We start from the raw sequence: 16915 nt of genomic DNA on the forward strand, positions 1-16915 counted from the left end.
TCCTTCAAAAAATGGGGTTAACGCAGGCCGTAGCGGCGCGTGACGTCGTTGAACTCTTGGCGCGAGGCGGTGAGCGCCTCGCCATGGCGCACGCTGAGCTGGATCACATGCGGGGTGAGCCGCCAGAGTTCTTTGGGGGTCTGCTCGGCCCAGCCTGCGGTGCGCAGGTTGTCCAGATCGCGGGTGACAACGCTGGGGGCGCAGTCCAGGTCGCGAGCGATCTGGCTGGGCGCCAGGCCAGTGAGCTCATTGCCGGCGAGCAGGTTCACCAGCTGCAGCAGGCGCTGCTGTGCGGCGTTGGTGTAGTCGGTTTTGCGCTCAGAGGACATGGCCAGCCTCCTGCCGCTTGGCATGCTGGGCGCGCTTGATGGTGGCCAGCAGCTCGCACTGCAAGGCACGGGTCACAGCGCGGGCAATGGTGTCGGCCACGCGCCCGGGTGGGACGTAGAAGGCACCACGGCTGGTGCTGATGCTGAAGCCACGCGCCATGTCGGGCGCATGCGTGGCCAGGGCGAAAGAGATGTCGTCTTCGGTCATCATGATCAAAACTCCAGTTCAGGTGTGGCATAGCTGGCCACATTGCGGTAGTGGTAGGCCACCTGCTCGATGTGGGTGCGCAGCGCGGCCAGAGTCGCTTCGAGGTCGGTGGACTCAGGGGCGGCGTAAAAGGAGGCGAGCAGGGTCAGTGCGGCGGCGCAGCTGGTGTTGACTTCCATCACATCGGCGGTGCTGGCCTTGCGACCCTTGGGCATGTCAATCACGATCTTGTTGCCCGAGCTTGTCAGCAGCCAGACGCTGGCAAAGTTGCAGCCACAGGCCAACTCGTATGAGGGCAACCTGATGATTGGCAGTGTGCCCAAGGCCAGCCATTTGTAGAGGCTGTCATGGGTGGCGCCCATTAGGTCGGCAATGCGTTCGATGGACAGGTTCTTTTTCTCCTGCGCAAATTCTTTGCACAGGCGCAGCGCCTCGACCATGCTGGCTGGTTGGACGTTTTTCCAATTGCGGCGGGTCATTGGAAGGCCCTCTCTGGCAGCGCCGGATTGGCTTCCAAACAAATCGCTGTGCTGGAAACGCTGATTTGCCGGAATTGGCGGCAAAGTTCAGCCATCGCAACCTTCCAACTGGAGCAAACCATGGACGAAAAACTATTTGATGAACTGGCCGGGCGCATTGATGGCATTGGCCAGGCGCTGCTGCGGGTGACTGCCGCACTGGAGATGCAGGGTGTCATTGATGGCCCCCTGGTGGCTGAGGGGTGGCGCATGGCAGCACTGCCCCACACTGCGGGCAGTGTGATGCACCGCAGTGCTTACCAGATGCTTCAGCAGTTGGCTGACGCGCTTGAAGCTGCGCGTAGCTCGCGCCAAGCTTCGGCGCAGTGACGTCAAAGCCAAAGCGGTCACGATCAGTGCTTAGACCGTTACCTCCGGCTTGCAGGTCATGCTTGGCCTGCTCGTAACCATACAGAAAGCCCGCGCGGTGAGCGTCGTCTTGCGCCGTGCCGCTGGCCCAGGAGCTCTTGGGCGGCACAAGCCCATAGGCTTTGAAGCAGCCAGCGGTGGCGCCAGCCTTCCACTCAGGGCTGCGCGGGCAGGGGTCGATGTTGCGCTGGCACCAGGCGCGCGCTTGGTTGAGGTCGGCGCTCATGCTTGTGCCCCTGCAGCCTGGGCGGCGCTGCTGTTGCGCGGGGCACCGGCCACGCGGGCCGGGCGGGTGGTGACCACGCCGCGCTTCATGCCCAGCAGCACGGCAATGTTGTGGCTCATGCCGCGCAGGCACCGTTTGCGGCCGTTCAAGATTTCGTACACCAGACTGGTGGGCAGCCCGTGCATGCGGCAGAACTCGGCAGCGCTGATGCCCTGGTATGCCAGCCACTCTTTTGCCTCGTCAGGAGTGCGGATTTTGTTCATAGAATGGTGTAAGTTAGTGTTGACAACTCAGGGGGCCAGCTTGGGCTGGTTAAAGAAAAAGATGGACATGCAGAGCTGGCTGAAGGTGATGGCGCTGATCGCCGCATTGGTGTATTCGGTGCTATCAGCGATCAAGAGGGCCATTGAGATAAACAAGCTGCTGGCTGCCAAAAACATCAATGCGGCACCTAAAAGCAGTTTTTGGCGGCGTAACTGGCCCATGTTGCTGGTAGCGCTGGTGGGTATGGCGGGCATGCTGTCGATCGCGCTGGGGCCGGTGACGCCCTCATCAGTGCTGTTTTGCGTGATTGGCGGCGTGGTAACCGCTTTTGCCGGCGCGGGCATCTTGGCTTTTGAAGCCGCACTGCTGGTGTCTGAGCGGGTGATGACGATGATGACTTTGCAAGCCGATGGCCAAAGTCGAATCGTGAGGGTGTTGGAGGCCATGACCGGTGCCGCCCAGCGCACCACGGAAAAGCCGGATTGACGGATGAATTGCTTGGCTTTTTCGGGTGTCATTTTTTTTGTCCTTGGTTGGTGGTTGTAGGAGCGGTTAGCGTTTGCTTGGTGTGAATTATGTATAGTTTTTTGTGCAATTTCAATCGGTTTGAATAATTTTTTATGCAAATTTCTGAGCGCATCAAATCCGAGCGAAAAAGACTTGGGTATAGCCAGACGGATATGGCTGAAATTGCTGAAGCATCTAGAGGCACAGTCGCAAACTGGGAGAACGGCATTGGCGGCCCAGATGCGAACGCTTTGAGTGCGATGGCTCGCGTCGGTGTGGATGTTCTCTATGTCATCACGGGGGATCGGAGTTTTGAACCGCCGCGCAAGCTGACTTCAGAAGAAGAAACGATGCTTGGCTATTTCAAGGAAGCCAGCCCAGCCGCCCGGCGCGCTGCTGTGCGTGAGCTGCTGTCAGCCACGCCAGGTGAGGCGCCCAAGCCCAAGGATGGCAACAACCAGGTCAACAACGCGCCAGGCTCAATACAGGTCAGAGGCTCTGGCAACAAGGTGATGTCACGCACCAGAAAGTAATTCAACCAAGGGGGGTTTTAGTCGATGAGGGATGAGCAAAAACAAAAGAACTCGGGCCACGCGGCAATTCAGATCAACGGTAACCACAACACCATCCACAACCACGCGCACAACCACGCGCACAACCAGCACACGCACCACCACCAGCATCAGCACGATCACGTGCACAACGTGCGGGCCAGCGGCCCGGTGGTCATCCACCACGCCACGGTGGTGCAGCAGCCCCCTTCCTTCGCGCTGGTAGCGCCTCCCGCGCCTCCAGCGCGCAGCAGGGGCAGCCTCGCCAACGCTCGCCCCGAAGTCACCCCCGCCCAGCGCGCCGTGCTGGCCCTGATGCGCCCCCTGCCCAAGCCCCTGCGCATTGCCGTGCTGGACTGGATGCGCTGCGAGTTCGGCACCGCCCTGGTGATGGATCTGGACCCGCGCGAGCTGCTGCGCCTGCGCACGCACCTGGTGGAGGTTCGCCGGACTAACGGGATGGTGGGCGGGTGATGTAACGACGGTTTTAAATCTGAAAGGGGAGCGTCATGTGGTTGTTAATCTCGGTGCTGATAGCGGCAGGCCTTGTGTGGTGGTACAAAAAAGATACAAAACGTGGCCCAAAGTTGGCGCCATCGCAACCAACACGCACGTCCGGCAGCACCAGCCAGCGCAACAAAACAAATTCAGAAGCCCGACTTGCTGTCACAGCGACTGACGAAAGCGGCAATCCGGTCGGTGATCGTGATCCACGGGTTATTGAGGTTACAGAGCACCCGGTGTTTGTTGAGCTCTCTCCGATGCTTGCGGCTGGTGATTGGGGCGGCGCGAGACGGTTTTTGCAGAAGATTGCCTATGGCATCAATACTGCGCCACCAAATGATCAGCGCATCTTCAAGAAGATCATGACGATCTTTGCAGAGGCCGACCCGCTGTACCAGCAGTGCATGCGCGGCATCAAGCCCTTCATTGAAGAGAATCCTGGCATCAAGCAAACGGCGCTGTACCCGCACATGGCGGCGGCACCAGACACTGAGCATTGCCGATACGTTTTGTACTTTGCGGATGAACTGGGTGACATTGTTCGCCGCAAAAAGGGCAACAGTTACGAGGTGTTCCTGCCAGGGCAGGCAATACCTGAAGCACCGGTCAAATCCAAACGTGGCCAGAGTGGGGGTTGACATGAGTGACACCGGTTCTTTTGTGCTGCAGCACTTTTTCAGCCTGCACCTGGCTGATGGCTGGCAAGACCAGCCAGTTATGTATCTGGACGGCTGGCAGACCGTTGAGGCACTGTGGCCCATGATTGAAGTGTTCCGGCCCCACTTTGCGCAGATCCGCAGCCTGCCCTATCTGCAGGCGAACGAGAACGAGGCCGACCAGGCGCTATGGGTGTTGGCCAACGGTGGGAAATGGACCGCCACTGAACCAAGCCCCGGTGCCTGGCGGGTTTTGTTTGAGCGGCTCACGCAGTCCATCACTGTGGCTGCAGCCAACCATGCGGCAGGCAACGCTAAGCTGTTGCCACTTCCGGCTGGGCTGCCCTCAAAGCATCACACGATTGCTGCAGTGCTATTTTTGCAGTGGTCCATGGTGTTGCTGTTGCCACCAAAGAACGAACCAATGTTTCCATGGCCTGAAGGTGCGCAGCCGGCAAGCTTGCTGCAACACTGAAGGCGCGGGTGCGGGCCGTGTCAATGATTTGTTTCATGGTGTGCGCTATGGCGAATGCTTAAAAATAACATTGTTCGAACTGCCAATGCGATGGCGCTAAAAATCCATCCGTACCAAAGCAGCAAAGCCAGCGCAGCCAGATCAAATGACAAGCCGAGCGAGGCAGGAATGGGTGATGGACCCTCTGCGCGCACACGCCTTACAAAGGCATCAGACAGGCTAACCCAACTGATGGCAAACGTAAACCAAATGATGAACTGGGCAATGTTGGCGGCACCCTGCACGCCTTCAACTACGCCGAAATACAGCGCCACGCCAAACAGCGCGTTGGGGATGGCCCATTGCAGAACACGCTTGGCCGTCTTGCGTTGGGGTTGAGCCCTTTCCTCGATAGATGAGTCGTGCATGGTGACCTCACTGGCGAATTTCGATGTCTGGCACGATGGCCAGCGGCTTGAAGACGACGCGGTATTGGTACGGGCTGGCCGGGGCCGCGTCCACTTGCTCCACAAAAAACGTGACGTTGTCAGACAGCCCCAGAAAGTGCTTTTTGTAGGCACTGGGGCCGGTCTTGCAGGTCACAGAAATCTCGCGCGCCTTGTCGGCATTGCCCAGCGAGCACAGGCCCTGGATGGTCAGCATGTAGTCGCCGGTGATGCCGTTGTAGAAGACGATGCGCCGGGCAACCTCGAATTGGTCAGCCGCTTTTGACAGGTTGTGTGACGCGACATCGGCATCGCTGCAGGCGGCGACGGCCATCACAGCGGCCATGATTGCAAGTAGTTTTTTCATGTCATTGCCCTTTCGCGGCTAATTGGTTGCGCAGCACGTAGCCTTCGAGTTCCCAGACCTTTTCAATGGCCATGGCCCGGGCTTCAAAGCGGCCGGTTGCCCAGTCCTGGCGGGCCACGTCGATGGCGCCGTAGTTGTAGCCCACCACCTTGGCGCCATTTTTCAGAGTCAGTAGACAGACGGTAACGGTCGTGCCGGGAAACACATAAAAGTCTGTGGCCTGGATGGCGGCTTCGACTTGCTCTTCAGTCACTTTTGTATCAGTCATTGCAGGGCTCGGTGGTGGTGAGGCATCCAGTTTCACTGTGCGCACGCCCGCGCAATAACTAAAGCGCTTTACTTACTGCACTTGCCACGCGCGCGCGACAGTAGGTGCATGGAAATAAACCGCACCGCTATAGCCGCCTTGGTACTGTCAGCCACGGGCTTGGCTTACATCGCCCAGCGCGAGGACTACAGCGAGCGCGCCTACCCTGACCCTGTACATGGCGCACGGGTGGCCACCATTGGGTTTGGCACCACTCAAGGCGTGAAGATGGGTGACAAAACCACACCCGTGCGGGCGCTGATACGCCTGCGCACCGATGCCAGTGATGCCGAGCGGGCGCTGAAGCGTTGCATCAGTGCCCCAATGTTCCAGCACGAATGGGATGCCTTTGTGGCGCTGGGCCACAACACGGGCACCACGGCGGTGTGCAAAAACGACGCCCGCACCGGCCCCAGCACCATCGTGCGCCGCTTGCAGGTGGGCGACTACCAAGGCGCGTGTGATGCCATCTTGCTTTACGACCGCGCCGGTGCGGTGACCAAGCCGCAAGACCGGTGCAGCCACCCAGACAACCGCACCTGCCGTGGCGTGTGGGCAGACCGCCAGGCGCTTCGGGCGATGTGCTTGGGCCAGAACGCACCAGGAGCGGCCCAATGAAGATGCTGACCCGCCCGCTGTTCTGGATCCCGCTGTTGTTGCTGGTGTGGGCCAGCTGCAGCTTTTACGCGGGCGACCGTTACCGCAACGCCGCCTGGCTGAAAAAGCAGTCGGTTCAGCAAGACGCCGCGATCAAGCAGCTGCAGGCCGAGCAGGCCCGCGGCGACGCCCTGACCACCGGGCTACTCACCCAGCAGGCGCAGATTGATCAACTCACCCAGGAGGCGCACCGTGCCATCTCTACCCATACGACTGGCCGGACTTGCCTTGACAGCGCTGCTTTGCGCGTGCTCAAGCGTGCCCCCGGCATCACCCTTGTGCCCGCGCCCACCAGCGGCACTGCTGCAGCGTATGGGCCCGCTACCGGCGTTGCAGACGACAGCAGCGCGGCCATCACCGCCGACGTTTTCGCCACAGACACCCAAGTCGCAGACTGGGGCATCGACGCCGGTGCCCAGTACGAAGTCTGCCGAACCCGGCTCGACAAACTGATTGATTGGCACGCACCATGATTTTTGAATTCACCATGACCAATTTGCTTTTTCTGGTTTTTGCGCTGGTCGGCGGCTACTGGGCGCTGACAAAGGTCATCGTCAAACAGTACGAGCGGTCCCTGGATGCACGCTTCAAAGCTCTGTCTACAACCATCGAAAACGCGCAAAAGACTACTTTGGATCTGGAGCGAGATTTCCTGAGGTTCCAGTCAGAAATACCCCGCACGTACATGCGGCGCGATGACTACATGCGCGAGGCGCAGATCCTGCGCGATTCGATCAGCGCTGAGATTGCACCCATACGCACCAGCGTGAACCGCATCGAAGATTTTTTGATTCAGAAGTGAGTTGCCCCATGCACAAAACCGACTTTGCCACGCACCTGATCCATGACCGGCGGCTGGTGATCTTGAGGCTGCTGACTGAGCTGCCCATGTACCGCGCCAACAGCAGTGTGCTGACGATGGCGCTGGAACGCTTTGGCCACGCCATCACGCGCGACCAGGTGAAAACCGAACTGAGCTGGCTGCAGGAACAAGCGCTGGTCAAGCTGGAAGACCTGGGCCCGGTGTTGGTGGCCTCGGCTACCGAGCGCGGCATGGATGTGGCCATCGGTCGGGCCACTGTGCCGGGTGTTGCCCGGCCCGGAGCCTGATCGCCATGGGCCGCAAAAGCACCATCAGCCGCCTGGCGCCAGGCGTGCGCAAGTATGTTGAAAAGCTGCTGCGTGAAGACCGGTTGACGTTGGACGAAATGATTGCCGACCTGCAGGCCAAATACCCTGAGCTAGCACGCAGTGGCGAGCTGCCCAGCAAGTATTCGATGCAGCGCTACGGCGCCGGGTTTGCGGAGTTCACCGCCCGCCAGCGCGAGTTCAGGACCATGGCCAACACCTTTGTGAGCGAGTTTGGTGAAGACATGGGTGACAAAACGGGCGAATTGCTGGCACAAATGGTGACGACGGTTTGCACCAATGCAGCCATGGGTGCCCAGGAGCGCGATGACTTGACGATCAAGGAGGTGGGCGACTTGTCGCGGGCGGCGCGTGCCGCCATGGAAACCCGCACCTTGAGCCAGCGTGAGCGGCTGGCAGCTGAAGAGGCTGGCCGCCAGAAGCTGCTGGAAGAACAGCGCGCCAAGCTGGACGCCATGGGCAGCAAAGGCGGCGTGACAGAAGACACCAAGCGCGCCATCCGTGAGGCGCTGGGGATCGTCTGATGGCAAAGATCAAAGGCTGCGCCAAGATCATCCCGGCCGACCGGGACGCCATCTTTTTGCCTTTCCAGGCGAAATGGATCAAGGACCAGTCACGCCTGAAGCTGATGGAGAAGTCGCGCCAGATCGGTATCAGTTGGTCGACGGCCTACGGTACTGATGAGCGCGCAGCGGCCCAAGGCGCTCGGTTTGATGAATGGGTGAGCAGCCGTGATGACATCCAGGCGCGGCTGTTCATTGAAGATTGCAAGCTGTGGGCTGGCATCATGAACCTGGCCGCCAAAGACCTGGGCGAGGTGGTGATTGACGCCAAGGACAAGCTCACCGCCTATGTGCTGCAGTTTGCCAGCGGCCGACGCATCCACAGCATGAGCAGCAACCCCGACGCCCAGGCAGGCAAGCGCGGTAGCCGGGTGCTTGATGAGTTTGCGCTGCATGGTGACCAGCGCAAGCTCTGGGCCATTGCCTACCCCGGCATCACCTGGGGCGGCAACATGGAGGTGATCAGCACCCACCGGGGGTCATACAGCTTTTTCAACGGCCTGATTCGTGAGGCCCGCGAGAAGGGCAACCCCAAGAAAATCAGCCTGCACCGGGTCACCCTGCAGGATGCGCTTGACCAAGGCTTCTTGTTCAAACTGCAGCAGGCGCTGCCCTTTGATGCTGAGCAGCAGGGCATGGATGAGGCAGCCTATTTCGACTTTTTCAAAAGCGGGTGTGCTGACCTTGAATCCTTCGACCAGGAGTACATGTGCATCCCGGCTGATGACGATGCCAAGTTCCTGGAATACCAGCTGCTGATGGCCTGTGAATACCCGGCGGGCACCTACTGGGAGCGCAGCCTGGAAGATGTGTTCACCGGGCGGCTTTATTGCGGTGTGGACATTGGCCGCAAAAAGGATCTGACCGTGCTGTGGGTGGTGGAACAGCTGGGTGATGTGTTCTACACCCGTGTGGTGATCTCAATGGAGAAGATGCGCAAAAGCGCCCAGGAAGCCATCCTGTACCCATGGTTTGCGATCTGCTATCGGATCTGCATTGACGCCAGTGGCCTGGGTATTGGCTGGGCCGATGACGCGCAGGACCAATTTGGTGAGCAGCGGGTGGAAGCCGTCACATTCACCGGCCCGGTCAAAGAAGCCTTGGCCTACCCGGTGCGCGGCGCCATGGAAGACCGCAAGGTCCGTATCCCTGATGACCCGGTGATCCGCGCCGACTTGCGCAAGGTGCAGAAGGTGGTCACAGCTGCAGGAAACATCCGCTTTGTGGCCGAGAGCACGCCCGATGGCCACGCTGACCGTTTCTGGGCCCTTGCGCTGGCCCTGCACGCCGCATCTGACCCATCCGCCCCCATCGAATACATGAGCAGCGGTCAACCCCGTGGCGCTGACGCACAAGGATTTATGTAATGGCCACCTCCAAAAAAGCCAAACCCCCCGAGCTGGATACCGAAGTTGCCAACCGGCTGCGCGACCCGTTTGAGACCAATTACATGGGTGTGGTGCGCACCAACGACCCGCTGTTGCTGGAGCGTGGTGGCGCACAGGCTTGGGAGTTGTACCGCGACCTCAAGCGCGATGGCAAAGTGTTCAGCGGCCTGCAAAAACGCAAGTTGGCCCTGATCAGCCGCCCCTGGCAGGTGGACCCGGTTGAAGAGGGAGAAGCTGGCAAGCGTGACGCTGAGGTGGTCACAGCCATGCTGAAAAGCGCGTTGTTTGACAAACTGTGCAGTGAGCTGCTTGACGCACTGCTGGCCGGTTTTGTGCCTGCCGAGATCGTCTGGACTTACCGTGATGGCCGCATCACTCCCAGGCGCATCAAAAAGCGGTCTCAGAGGCGCTTTGTCTACGTGCAAACCGACCCGAACGCCGAGCCAGAACTGCGCTTGCTGACTGCGGCCAACATGCTGACCGGTGAGGCGCTTGAAGACAAGAAGTTCATCGTCCACCGTGTGAACCCCGAGGATGACAACCCCTACGGCACCGGGCTGGGTCTGCAGCTGTATTGGCCGGTGTTTTTCAAGCGCAAGGGCATCCTGGCCTGGAACAAGCTCAATGACCGGTTTGGCTCACCCACGCCCTGGGGCAAGTATCCCAATGGCGCCAGCGCCAAGGAAAAAGGCACCCTGTTTGATGCGCTGAAAGCGATGAGCAATGACGGTGTCATCATGACCCCGGCAGGGATGGAGATTGCGCTGCTGGAGAGCAAGCTCACCGGCTCCATCAGCTCACAAGAGCAGCTTTGCCATTACATGGACGGCTGGATCAGCGAGGTGATCCTCAGCCAGGAGCCCACCCAGGCCACGGGCGCCACCGGTGCGGCCAGCAATGAGCGCGAGGATGTGCGGCTTGACCTGGTGCAGGCCGACTCTGATCTGCTGAGCGATACGCTCAACAGCACGCTGATCGCCTGGTTCTGCGAGCTCAATGGCTTGGCGCCTTGCCTGGTCAGCCGGGTGATCAAAAAGCCCGAAGACCTCAAGGCCGCCAGCGAGACCGACAAGAACGTGGCCAGCATGGGGTTCAAGCTGTCTTTGGACGCCGTGCGCGAGAAATACGGCCCAGGCTGGGAGGCAGCGCCGCCACCACCACCGCCACCTGTGGCGCTACCCACGGGCGCAGCGGCGGCAGGCGCAGATCCCAACGCAGCCAAGCCCGCCAGCTTTGCTGAGCCCACACCTGGGTCAACTGTCTACGCGAACAAAATTGACCAGCTGGTTGCACGGCGCACCGACCCGCTGCAGTCTGAAACCGACTCGCTCACCAGCGCCAGCGCCCCGATGTGGAGCACTCTGGTAAACCAACTGCAGCAGTTGGTGGACAGCGCCAGCTCGCTGGCTGCGCTGCAAAACAGCATGGTGCAGGCGTTTGGCGATCTGGACACGGCCGAGCTGGTGAAGCTGATGGCCGCTGGCCTGGCGCTGGCCGAGTTAAAGGGTATTGACAGTGCCCGCCAAGAAATCAGCCCGACAGCCAGGCCAGCGGCGTTTGCCGAGCTTGCGCCTACCTTACTTGAGTCCACACCCGACCCGCGCCTGGACCAGATTAGCGCCAGCGTGGCGGCGTTGCAAAGCAGTGTGGATTTGCTTCACGCGAAAGAAGCTGTGGTGGTGCACAACCACATCCAGCCCAGCGCGGTGCCAATCACCAATACGGTGAACGTGCCCGAACAACCGGCCACGGTGGTGAATCTGGCGGCCCCGGCCATCACCGTGCAGCCCGCCCCGGTCACCGTCAACAACACCCACCCGGCGAAAGCCGTGCAAACCGTGGAGCGCGATGCCAACGATGAGATTGTGCGCACGGTCACCACTTATCAAACCCACCAGGAGTAACCCGCCATGGCCAACGCCCTCTACCCGAAGTTCAAACAGGAAGCCCTCAAGGCCAACGCGGCCAGCTCGCTCAACGGCGCGGGTGCCACCGGTGTTTATGCTGCGCTGATTGACACCGATGTGGCCAGCTACAACGCCGGGCACCAGTTTTTCAACAGCATTGCGGCCGGGCAGGTCGGCACCGAGCAGGAGATTGGCAGCAAGACCTTTGTGGATGGTCTGTTTGATGGCGCCGACCTGTCGTTTCCGGCTGTGACCGGCAACAATGTTGAGGCGATCGTCCTCTTTGTCAAAACGGCGGGGGCCAACACGACCTGGCCGCTGGTGGGTTGGTTTGATACCGGCGTGGGTGGGTTGCCAGTGCTGCCCAATGGTGGCGCGATCAGCATCACCTGGAATGCATTGGGCATTTTTCAGCTGTAAGCCATGTTGTTACTCACCTCCGCCAGCGACCTGCTGCGCATCGTCACCGGCACCGCCACTGACGCCATCGAAGTCCACGCCAGCTACGTGGATCTGTCCGGCGCCACCGTGACGCCGCTGCGCACCAACACCCGCATCACCACGGCCGATACCGTCACCGTGGTGGACAGCCCGGCCGCCAGCACCCAGCGCAACGTCAAAGGGCTGTACATCACCAACACCAGCGCGGGCACCAACTGCCGGGTGGAAGTGCTGCACACCGACGGCGCCAACAGCATCGAACTCATGGGCTTCACCTTGTTGCCCGGTGAGAACATGACTTTCAGCGAAGAAGGCCGCTGGACCCACCGCGACAAGTCGGGTGCCGAGTACCCGCCTGCGGGCCTGGGGGCCTACAACGGGCGCACCATCCCGTTCATGAAGACTGGTACCGCTGCTGATACGGTGGGCTACTGGTACTGCACCGCCAAAGACGGCGGCTTTCCGGGAGCTTGGGCGCCGGGGACACCCGGCATCAATGGCCGCGTCACCGACGGCACGCAGGCGGCGGACTTCGGCTGTGTGCCCATCTCCAACCCGGGCACCGGCGCCAACTTCATCACCGAGCTGGTGCTGGCGTCCAACATCAACCACTCGCACCTGTTCTTTGATTGCCTGTGGGTCAACAGCGGCATTGTCGTCACCACCACCACGCTGCAGGCCATCAGCAGCCCCACGCTGCCCGCGCGGGATGTCAACGGCTCATCTGCGGGTGAGGGCTGCATGATTGCCATGCTGACCACCACGGCCAACACCAACTCTGCGGCCATCGCCAATGCCACGGTGACCTACACCAACAGCCAGGGCGTGTCGGGCCGCACGGCGCGGCTGCTGGGCATTGCCGGGTCGCAGATCACCATCTCGCCGGTGATTGGCACCATCACCTGGTTCAACCTGGACGCGGGCGACACCGGGGTGCAGTCCATCGAAGGCATCACGCTGGGCACTTCGCTGGTGGCGGGTGCGGTCAGCCTGATGATTTGCCGCGACGTGGCCACCATTGGCACTGCCGTGGCCAACGTCACTGCCCAGAAGATTCTGGGCACACCAGGCGTGCGGCTGTACAACGGCACCTGCCTGCTGCACTGCTATCTGGCCAGCAGCACCACGGCGAGCTTCATCAACGGCGAGCTGTCCATCATGGAGCGATAAGCATGATCTACGTCATCATCAACGCACAGGGGGTGGTGCAGGAATGCATCTCCGTTGACGCCATCGAGCAGCTGGTCGACATCTACACCGAGCACCTGATTCTGGAGCGGGTGGGTGACGAGACGGTGGGCTGGACGTTTGACGGCACCACCTTCACACCGCCGGGCTAAAGAATGGCATTTCTGAGCTGGTTTGATGGCGAGCTGCGCCCCGATGCTTGGTTGGATGCCGAGCTGCAGCCCGCTGCCTGGTGGGATGCCGAGCTGGTTCTGACTTCACTTGGGGACGCTAACCAAACGCTCAGCCCAGGGCTGCTGGTCAATGTTGCGGCGTTTTTCGCGCCGACGGTGACACCCGGCGCGGCAGCGCTTACTCCGGCGTTGCTGGCACACACCAACACGCTGCTGCCCCCCATGGTGACGCCCCAGGCGGTGGCCCTGACTGCACCACTGCTGACCAATGTCAGCACCCTGTCTGCGCCAGTTGTGGGGGTCGGATCGGTCAGTCTGCTGCCGACGCTGCTAAGCAGCAGCGCCGTCTTGTTTGTGCCTGGCGTGAGCCCGGGCGCGGTTGATCTGGCACCGGTTCTGCTGGTCAATGTACCTGCCTTGTATGCGCCGGACGTGGCGCTGGTGGGCGGCGGTGCGCAGGCCCTGACACCGGGGGTGGTGCACACCAATTCACAGACCTTCTTTGCGCCGACGGTGGCCACAGGTGCGGTGGCGTTGTCACCGCCTTGTCTGATCAACACGTCCGTGGTCTATGCGGCCACTGTGACGCCCCAGGCGGTGACGCTGGCACCACTGAAGCTGGACAACACCAATGCCCTGTATGTGCCCGATATCAGCACCCGCTGGGAGTTGACTGCCGCCTTCTTGAACAATGACAACAGCTTGTGGCCGCCCTCGGTGCAGACCGGGGTGGTGGATCTGCAGGCCCCGCTGTTGGTCAATGGGCAGCAGTGGTTTGCGCCTGAGGTGGACAACAGGGTGTATCTGCTGACGTCTGCACAAGCGCAGCGGCTGTACCAGGTGGTTTTGCTGCATGGCCTGCAGGTGGGTGCGCCGCTGAGCATCAGCCAGACGCAGCGCCTTGCCGGTGGGCTGGAACAAGCCATCACCGAGGGCGACGGCGCGGTAACGATTACCACCCTGGCCACGCCGCACGCCACCGGGCTGGAGGTGGGCGCGCTGGTGGACGATCTGGCCGCCTGGTACGGGCTGGGCAGCCCGGTCACGCTCACCTCCACGTCGCACGTGGGTGGACCGATCAGCCAGACCCTGGCCAGCGCGTCCGGTGTGACCACGGTGGTGCGGCAATGAGCCTGGATACACGCGCTGTCGCCTTGCGTGGTATCGGATACGGCCCGCTGGCCAGGGCGATGCTGGGCCTGATTGATGTCGCGGTGACGCCGCCGCCGTGGCCCGGATCCGATGGCGGCGGCGGCTGGCCAATGATGTATCCATCGTCGCACCGGTTTTCTCAATCCAGGCCAAACCGCACCCGCCGCGCGCGTGAGGCTGATCTTTTACTGCTGCACCGCCTATGACCACCTCCACCCCCCAGACCCCAGACGCGCCCGCCGCGCGGCTGACGTCGCGCAAGTTCCTGCTGGCCCTGGCGGTGTTGCTGGTGGCGTCGCTGTTTTTGGCGCTCAAGCTCATTGAGCCGCTGCTGTGGCGCGATGTCGTCATCACCTTGATGGGCGGTTACTTCACCTCCAACGTGGCGCAAAAGGTCATGGCCAGCAAGGCGGGCACGCCATGAGCACGGCCGTTGCAGATCAAGCGTTTGGCTTTGGCACACCGTTCCAGGCGCAAATTGATTACCTGGTGCAAAAGCTGCGCCTGCCCACCGATCGCTGGGACGACATCATGCGCAGTGCGCACGATCGGGCCTTCATCGTGGCCGGTGCGGCCAAGGCAGACTTGCTGGCTGACTTGCACCAGGCGGTGGTCAAAAGCGCCGCTGACGGCGCAGGTCTGCAGGCGTTTCGCAAAGATTTCAAAGCCATCGTGGCCAAGCACGGCTGGACCGGCTGGACGGGTGAAGGCACCCGTGAGGGTGAGGCCTGGCGCACGCGCATCATTTACCAGACCAATATGGCCACCAGTTACAGCGCTGGCCGGTACCAGCAGATGACAGACCCAGAGGTGCTGAAGCTGCACCCGTATTGGCGCTACATCCACAGCGACGGTGTGTTGAACCCGCGCCAGCAGCATCTGGCCTGGCATGGTCTGACGCTGCGCCACGATCACCCGTTCTGGAAGTCGCATTGGGCGCCGAATGGCTTTGGGTGCCACTGCCGTATCACCAGCGTGACGCGCCGTGAGGGTGAAGCCAGCGCCCGCGCGGGCTTGGGTGAGCCGCCCGCAGGCTGGGATGCCATCGACCCGGCCACGGGTGAGCCGGTGGGCATCGGCAAGGGGTTTGGGTATGCGCCTGGGGCGAATGTGAATGTGCCGCTGCGCCAGATGGTGCAGGACAAGCTGATCTCGTACCCGCCAGCCATCGCCAAGGCAATGGCCGCCGACATTGGCCGCTACATCAACACGACTGAAGCGGCCACAGCCTTCGCCCAGCGCATGCTGGTTGATCGCAGCGTGACGGAGCCTTTGTTTGTGGGCTTTGTGGAGGCGGTTGATGCAGTTTCTGCAGCAGCCGGCAGCGATGTTTTGGGTTACTTTGTCACGATACCGGGTGATGCCCCGCGCCACGCTGAATCCAGTCACAGCCACGACGGCAAAGGGCAACGGCTAGCCAAACCATCGGACTATGAGCGTGTGCGCTCTGTGCTCAATGAGGCAGACAGCACCAGGGCGGGCGATGTGAGCCGCAACGGCAATGCCACCGTGGTGGCGTCCAAGAAATTCGGCGGGGAAACGTATCGGGCGGTGTTTGAAGTGCTGCCCGGCAAGAAAAACCGGGCTTTGGCCTTGCTGTCACTGATCATCAAGACACCGAAATGAGTTGCTCTGCACCCCCGACCAAGACGTCCGAAACGATCCGCGATCAAAACGCGGGAGCCGATACAGCGCAGAGCAGTCCAAATTATAGAAACGCCCCTGCTTTTTGAAAAGACACCCTCATGACCAGCTTCACCATCACTGTTGACGACAAAGCGGTTCAGGGCACGCTCATGAAGCTGTCGGCCCGGGTCGACAACTTGACCCCGGCCTTGCAGACGATCGGTGAAGGCATTGTGGAGCGCACCAGGCGACGTTTTGAGACCAGCAAAGGCCCGGATGGCGTGGCCTGGAAGCCAAACAGCGCGGTGACATTGAGTCTTTTCAGCGGCCGCCTGGCTGGGCAAAAGAGCAAGGTCAAGAAGGATGGCAGCCTGAATGCAGCCGGTGAACGCGCCCTGGCCAACAAGAAGCCGCTGATTGCAGACGGTGAACTACGGCGCCAGTTCGACATCAGGGCTGTGGGCAACTCACTGACCGTGGTCAGCACGCCAGAATACGCTGCCATTCAGCAATTCGGCGGAAAAGCAGGCCGGGGCCGCAAAGTCACCATCCCCGCCCGCCCTTTCCTACCCATCCATCAAAACGGGGCTTTGTACCCTGCTGAGCAGTCAGACGTGCTGCAGGCAATCAACGCTTACCTGATGGATGACCTGTAACATCAGACGCCGAAACTCCCCAAAAAATCGCCGATTCCTCGCCCAGTTTCCCTGTTTCCCCACGCGAAACAGATTTTCAAAAACCACGAGCGAAACCAAGCGGTAAAAAGTTCAAAAGTGCGAAATATCGCGCCGTTTCTACTTTGAATATCTCAACTCCCTTCACAAGTAGGAGCATGCTGCATCAGTCTTGATGGGTGTGATGATTGAAGCGCAACTGATCAATCGCCATCAGGCACAACCTGAATGAAGCCAATGTCCGGTCTGGAGGAGGCCAATTGCAAATCCCCAGAACATGGGCACAAAACG

At 60.9% G+C, this 16915-nt stretch carries 27 protein-coding genes; 19 read left to right on the forward strand and 8 right to left on the reverse strand.

All coding sequences use genetic code 11. The features are described from left to right. Positions 1-17 precede the first annotated feature (17 nt). Genes LHU53_RS15680 through LHU53_RS15690 form a run of 3 tightly spaced genes read right to left on the reverse strand, consistent with a single transcriptional unit; the run spans position 18 to position 1016 of the window. Positions 18-329 (reverse strand): IclR family transcriptional regulator, encoded by a 312-nt coding sequence (locus tag LHU53_RS15680; RefSeq protein WP_227333637.1) that lies wholly within the window; start codon positions 327-329, stop codon positions 18-20. Beyond that, the gene (locus LHU53_RS15685; protein ID WP_227333639.1) at positions 319-540 is read right to left on the reverse strand and encodes a hypothetical protein; all 222 of its coding nucleotides are present in this window, start codon (positions 538-540) and stop codon (positions 319-321) included. The genes LHU53_RS15680 and LHU53_RS15685 overlap by 11 nt, the downstream gene beginning before the upstream one ends. Positions 541-542: 2 nt before the next feature. Beyond that, positions 543-1016 carry a hypothetical protein gene (locus LHU53_RS15690; RefSeq protein ID WP_227333640.1) on the reverse strand — a complete coding sequence of 158 codons (474 nt, stop codon included), beginning with the start codon at positions 1014-1016 and terminating at the stop codon, positions 543-545. Between the two features lie 120 nt (positions 1017-1136). Between LHU53_RS15690 and LHU53_RS15695 the strand changes: the two genes are divergently transcribed. Next, positions 1137-1385: a hypothetical protein gene (locus LHU53_RS15695; protein WP_227333642.1), complete on the forward strand. Its 249-nt coding sequence runs from the start codon at positions 1137-1139 to the stop codon at positions 1383-1385. A 261-nt stretch (positions 1386-1646) separates the two neighbouring features. On the opposite strand, the gene LHU53_RS15700 is transcribed toward LHU53_RS15695, so the two are convergent. Together LHU53_RS15700 and LHU53_RS15705 are read right to left on the reverse strand one after the other, a co-directional pair. After that, positions 1647-1913 carry a DNA-binding protein gene (locus LHU53_RS15700; protein WP_227333643.1) on the reverse strand — a complete coding sequence of 89 codons (267 nt, stop codon included), beginning with the start codon at positions 1911-1913 and terminating at the stop codon, positions 1647-1649. A 27-nt stretch (positions 1914-1940) separates the two neighbouring features. Then, positions 1941-2540, reverse strand: coding sequence for a hypothetical protein (locus LHU53_RS15705; RefSeq protein WP_227333645.1), 600 nt, complete (start codon positions 2538-2540; stop codon positions 1941-1943). Here LHU53_RS15705 and LHU53_RS15710 point away from each other — a divergent pair. The 4 genes from LHU53_RS15710 to LHU53_RS15725 all read left to right on the forward strand — a co-directional run bounded on the left by LHU53_RS15710 (position 2535) and on the right by LHU53_RS15725 (position 4607). Next, positions 2535-2954 (forward strand): helix-turn-helix domain-containing protein, encoded by a 420-nt coding sequence (locus LHU53_RS15710; protein ID WP_227333646.1) that lies wholly within the window; start codon positions 2535-2537, stop codon positions 2952-2954. The genes LHU53_RS15705 and LHU53_RS15710 overlap by 6 nt on opposite strands. A gap of 24 nt (positions 2955-2978) precedes the next feature. After that, positions 2979-3446, forward strand: a complete 468-nt coding sequence (locus LHU53_RS15715; protein ID WP_227333647.1) for a hypothetical protein — start codon at positions 2979-2981, stop codon at positions 3444-3446. A gap of 35 nt (positions 3447-3481) precedes the next feature. Next, entirely contained in the window at positions 3482-4114 is a 633-nt protein-coding gene (locus LHU53_RS15720; RefSeq protein ID WP_227333649.1) for a hypothetical protein, read from the forward strand. 121 nt (positions 4115-4235) lie between these two features. Beyond that, on the forward strand, positions 4236-4607 hold the full coding sequence (locus LHU53_RS15725) for a hypothetical protein (protein WP_227333650.1): 372 nt from the start codon (positions 4236-4238) through the stop codon (positions 4605-4607). Positions 4608-4627: 20 nt separating this feature from the next. On the opposite strand, the gene LHU53_RS15730 is transcribed toward LHU53_RS15725, so the two are convergent. From LHU53_RS15730 to LHU53_RS15740, 3 genes are read right to left on the reverse strand one after another with little or no spacing between them, the layout of a single operon-like run. Then, positions 4628-5014 (reverse strand): hypothetical protein, encoded by a 387-nt coding sequence (locus LHU53_RS15730; RefSeq protein ID WP_227333652.1) that lies wholly within the window; start codon positions 5012-5014, stop codon positions 4628-4630. A 7-nt stretch (positions 5015-5021) separates the two neighbouring features. Further along, complete coding sequence (locus LHU53_RS15735) at positions 5022-5399, reverse strand: hypothetical protein (protein WP_227333654.1); 378 nt, start codon at positions 5397-5399, stop codon at positions 5022-5024. Between the two features lies 1 nt (position 5400). Next, positions 5401-5667: a Gp49 family protein gene (locus tag LHU53_RS15740; RefSeq protein WP_227333655.1), complete on the reverse strand. Its 267-nt coding sequence runs from the start codon at positions 5665-5667 to the stop codon at positions 5401-5403. A 108-nt stretch (positions 5668-5775) separates the two neighbouring features. Here LHU53_RS15740 and LHU53_RS15745 point away from each other — a divergent pair, with 108 nt between their 5' ends. The 14 genes from LHU53_RS15745 to LHU53_RS15810 all read left to right on the forward strand — a co-directional run bounded on the left by LHU53_RS15745 (position 5776) and on the right by LHU53_RS15810 (position 16606). Then, on the forward strand, positions 5776-6324 hold the full coding sequence (locus LHU53_RS15745; RefSeq protein WP_227333657.1) for a lysozyme: 549 nt from the start codon (positions 5776-5778) through the stop codon (positions 6322-6324). Continuing rightward, a complete protein-coding gene (locus tag LHU53_RS15750) occupies positions 6321-6836 on the forward strand; it encodes a hypothetical protein (protein ID WP_227333659.1) in 516 nt (171 codons plus the stop codon). The genes LHU53_RS15745 and LHU53_RS15750 overlap by 4 nt, the downstream gene beginning before the upstream one ends. Beyond that, positions 6833-7165, forward strand: a complete 333-nt coding sequence (locus LHU53_RS15755) for a hypothetical protein (RefSeq protein ID WP_227333661.1) — start codon at positions 6833-6835, stop codon at positions 7163-7165. The genes LHU53_RS15750 and LHU53_RS15755 overlap by 4 nt, the downstream gene beginning before the upstream one ends. Positions 7166-7173: 8 nt before the next feature. Further along, positions 7174-7473, forward strand: coding sequence for an ArsR family transcriptional regulator (locus LHU53_RS15760; protein ID WP_227333663.1), 300 nt, complete (start codon positions 7174-7176; stop codon positions 7471-7473). 5 nt (positions 7474-7478) lie between these two features. After that, positions 7479-8036 carry a phage protein Gp27 family protein gene (locus LHU53_RS15765; protein WP_227333664.1) on the forward strand — a complete coding sequence of 186 codons (558 nt, stop codon included), beginning with the start codon at positions 7479-7481 and terminating at the stop codon, positions 8034-8036. After that, positions 8036-9442 carry a terminase large subunit domain-containing protein gene (locus tag LHU53_RS15770; RefSeq protein ID WP_227333666.1) on the forward strand — a complete coding sequence of 469 codons (1407 nt, stop codon included), beginning with the start codon at positions 8036-8038 and terminating at the stop codon, positions 9440-9442. The genes LHU53_RS15765 and LHU53_RS15770 overlap by 1 nt, the downstream gene beginning before the upstream one ends. After that, positions 9442-11367 carry a DUF935 domain-containing protein gene (locus LHU53_RS15775; protein ID WP_227333667.1) on the forward strand — a complete coding sequence of 642 codons (1926 nt, stop codon included), beginning with the start codon at positions 9442-9444 and terminating at the stop codon, positions 11365-11367. The genes LHU53_RS15770 and LHU53_RS15775 overlap by 1 nt, the downstream gene beginning before the upstream one ends. 6 nt (positions 11368-11373) lie before the next feature. Beyond that, entirely contained in the window at positions 11374-11790 is a 417-nt protein-coding gene (locus LHU53_RS15780) for a hypothetical protein (RefSeq protein WP_227333669.1), read from the forward strand. A gap of 3 nt (positions 11791-11793) precedes the next feature. Further along, the gene (locus tag LHU53_RS15785) at positions 11794-12981 is read left to right on the forward strand and encodes a hypothetical protein (RefSeq protein WP_227333670.1); all 1188 of its coding nucleotides are present in this window, start codon (positions 11794-11796) and stop codon (positions 12979-12981) included. Between the two features lie 2 nt (positions 12982-12983). Further along, complete coding sequence (locus LHU53_RS15790) at positions 12984-13151, forward strand: hypothetical protein (protein WP_227333671.1); 168 nt, start codon at positions 12984-12986, stop codon at positions 13149-13151. Between the two features lie 3 nt (positions 13152-13154). Continuing rightward, on the forward strand, positions 13155-14303 hold the full coding sequence (locus LHU53_RS15795; RefSeq protein ID WP_227333673.1) for a hypothetical protein: 1149 nt from the start codon (positions 13155-13157) through the stop codon (positions 14301-14303). Positions 14304-14526: 223 nt separating this feature from the next. After that, complete coding sequence (locus LHU53_RS15800; RefSeq protein WP_227333674.1) at positions 14527-14748, forward strand: hypothetical protein; 222 nt, start codon at positions 14527-14529, stop codon at positions 14746-14748. Continuing rightward, on the forward strand, positions 14745-15950 hold the full coding sequence (locus tag LHU53_RS15805) for a phage minor head protein (RefSeq protein ID WP_227333676.1): 1206 nt from the start codon (positions 14745-14747) through the stop codon (positions 15948-15950). Before LHU53_RS15800 ends, LHU53_RS15805 begins: the two co-directional genes overlap by 4 nt. A 119-nt stretch (positions 15951-16069) precedes the next feature. Then, entirely contained in the window at positions 16070-16606 is a 537-nt protein-coding gene (locus LHU53_RS15810; protein WP_227333677.1) for a phage virion morphogenesis protein, read from the forward strand. Positions 16607-16915 lie beyond the last annotated feature (309 nt).

This window comes from Rhodoferax sp. U2-2l (assembly GCF_020594515.1).
Taxonomy (GTDB): Bacteria; Pseudomonadota; Gammaproteobacteria; order Burkholderiales; family Burkholderiaceae_C; genus Rhodoferax.

Bases quoted from the DNA above. Each gene is read 5' to 3' on its own strand.
- LHU53_RS15730 (WP_227333652.1), bottom strand. From the start codon at position 5,014: ATGCACGACTCATCTATCGAGGAAAGGGCTCAACCCCAACGCAAGACG.
- LHU53_RS15775 (WP_227333667.1), top strand. From the start codon at position 9,442: ATGGCCACCTCCAAAAAAGCCAAACCCCCCGAGCTGGATACCGAAGTT.
- LHU53_RS15735 (WP_227333654.1), bottom strand. From the start codon at position 5,399: ATGAAAAAACTACTTGCAATCATGGCCGCTGTGATGGCCGTCGCCGCC.
- LHU53_RS15680 (WP_227333637.1), bottom strand. From the start codon at position 329: ATGTCCTCTGAGCGCAAAACCGACTACACCAACGCCGCACAGCAGCGC.
- LHU53_RS15690 (WP_227333640.1), bottom strand. From the start codon at position 1,016: ATGACCCGCCGCAATTGGAAAAACGTCCAACCAGCCAGCATGGTCGAG.
- LHU53_RS15810 (WP_227333677.1), top strand. From the start codon at position 16,070: ATGACCAGCTTCACCATCACTGTTGACGACAAAGCGGTTCAGGGCACG.
- LHU53_RS15770 (WP_227333666.1), top strand. From the start codon at position 8,036: ATGGCAAAGATCAAAGGCTGCGCCAAGATCATCCCGGCCGACCGGGAC.
- LHU53_RS15710 (WP_227333646.1), top strand. From the start codon at position 2,535: ATGCAAATTTCTGAGCGCATCAAATCCGAGCGAAAAAGACTTGGGTAT.
- LHU53_RS15700 (WP_227333643.1), bottom strand. From the start codon at position 1,913: ATGAACAAAATCCGCACTCCTGACGAGGCAAAAGAGTGGCTGGCATAC.
- LHU53_RS15745 (WP_227333657.1), top strand. From the start codon at position 5,776: ATGGAAATAAACCGCACCGCTATAGCCGCCTTGGTACTGTCAGCCACG.
- LHU53_RS15685 (WP_227333639.1), bottom strand. From the start codon at position 540: ATGATGACCGAAGACGACATCTCTTTCGCCCTGGCCACGCATGCGCCC.
- LHU53_RS15800 (WP_227333674.1), top strand. From the start codon at position 14,527: ATGACCACCTCCACCCCCCAGACCCCAGACGCGCCCGCCGCGCGGCTG.
- LHU53_RS15720 (WP_227333649.1), top strand. From the start codon at position 3,482: ATGTGGTTGTTAATCTCGGTGCTGATAGCGGCAGGCCTTGTGTGGTGG.
- LHU53_RS15805 (WP_227333676.1), top strand. From the start codon at position 14,745: ATGAGCACGGCCGTTGCAGATCAAGCGTTTGGCTTTGGCACACCGTTC.
- LHU53_RS15755 (WP_227333661.1), top strand. From the start codon at position 6,833: ATGATTTTTGAATTCACCATGACCAATTTGCTTTTTCTGGTTTTTGCG.
- LHU53_RS15780 (WP_227333669.1), top strand. From the start codon at position 11,374: ATGGCCAACGCCCTCTACCCGAAGTTCAAACAGGAAGCCCTCAAGGCC.
- LHU53_RS15750 (WP_227333659.1), top strand. From the start codon at position 6,321: ATGAAGATGCTGACCCGCCCGCTGTTCTGGATCCCGCTGTTGTTGCTG.
- LHU53_RS15795 (WP_227333673.1), top strand. From the start codon at position 13,155: ATGGCATTTCTGAGCTGGTTTGATGGCGAGCTGCGCCCCGATGCTTGG.
- LHU53_RS15715 (WP_227333647.1), top strand. From the start codon at position 2,979: ATGAGGGATGAGCAAAAACAAAAGAACTCGGGCCACGCGGCAATTCAG.
- LHU53_RS15760 (WP_227333663.1), top strand. From the start codon at position 7,174: ATGCACAAAACCGACTTTGCCACGCACCTGATCCATGACCGGCGGCTG.
- LHU53_RS15785 (WP_227333670.1), top strand. From the start codon at position 11,794: ATGTTGTTACTCACCTCCGCCAGCGACCTGCTGCGCATCGTCACCGGC.
- LHU53_RS15725 (WP_227333650.1), top strand. From the start codon at position 4,236: ATGATTGAAGTGTTCCGGCCCCACTTTGCGCAGATCCGCAGCCTGCCC.
- LHU53_RS15790 (WP_227333671.1), top strand. From the start codon at position 12,984: ATGATCTACGTCATCATCAACGCACAGGGGGTGGTGCAGGAATGCATC.
- LHU53_RS15740 (WP_227333655.1), bottom strand. From the start codon at position 5,667: ATGACTGATACAAAAGTGACTGAAGAGCAAGTCGAAGCCGCCATCCAG.
- LHU53_RS15695 (WP_227333642.1), top strand. From the start codon at position 1,137: ATGGACGAAAAACTATTTGATGAACTGGCCGGGCGCATTGATGGCATT.
- LHU53_RS15765 (WP_227333664.1), top strand. From the start codon at position 7,479: ATGGGCCGCAAAAGCACCATCAGCCGCCTGGCGCCAGGCGTGCGCAAG.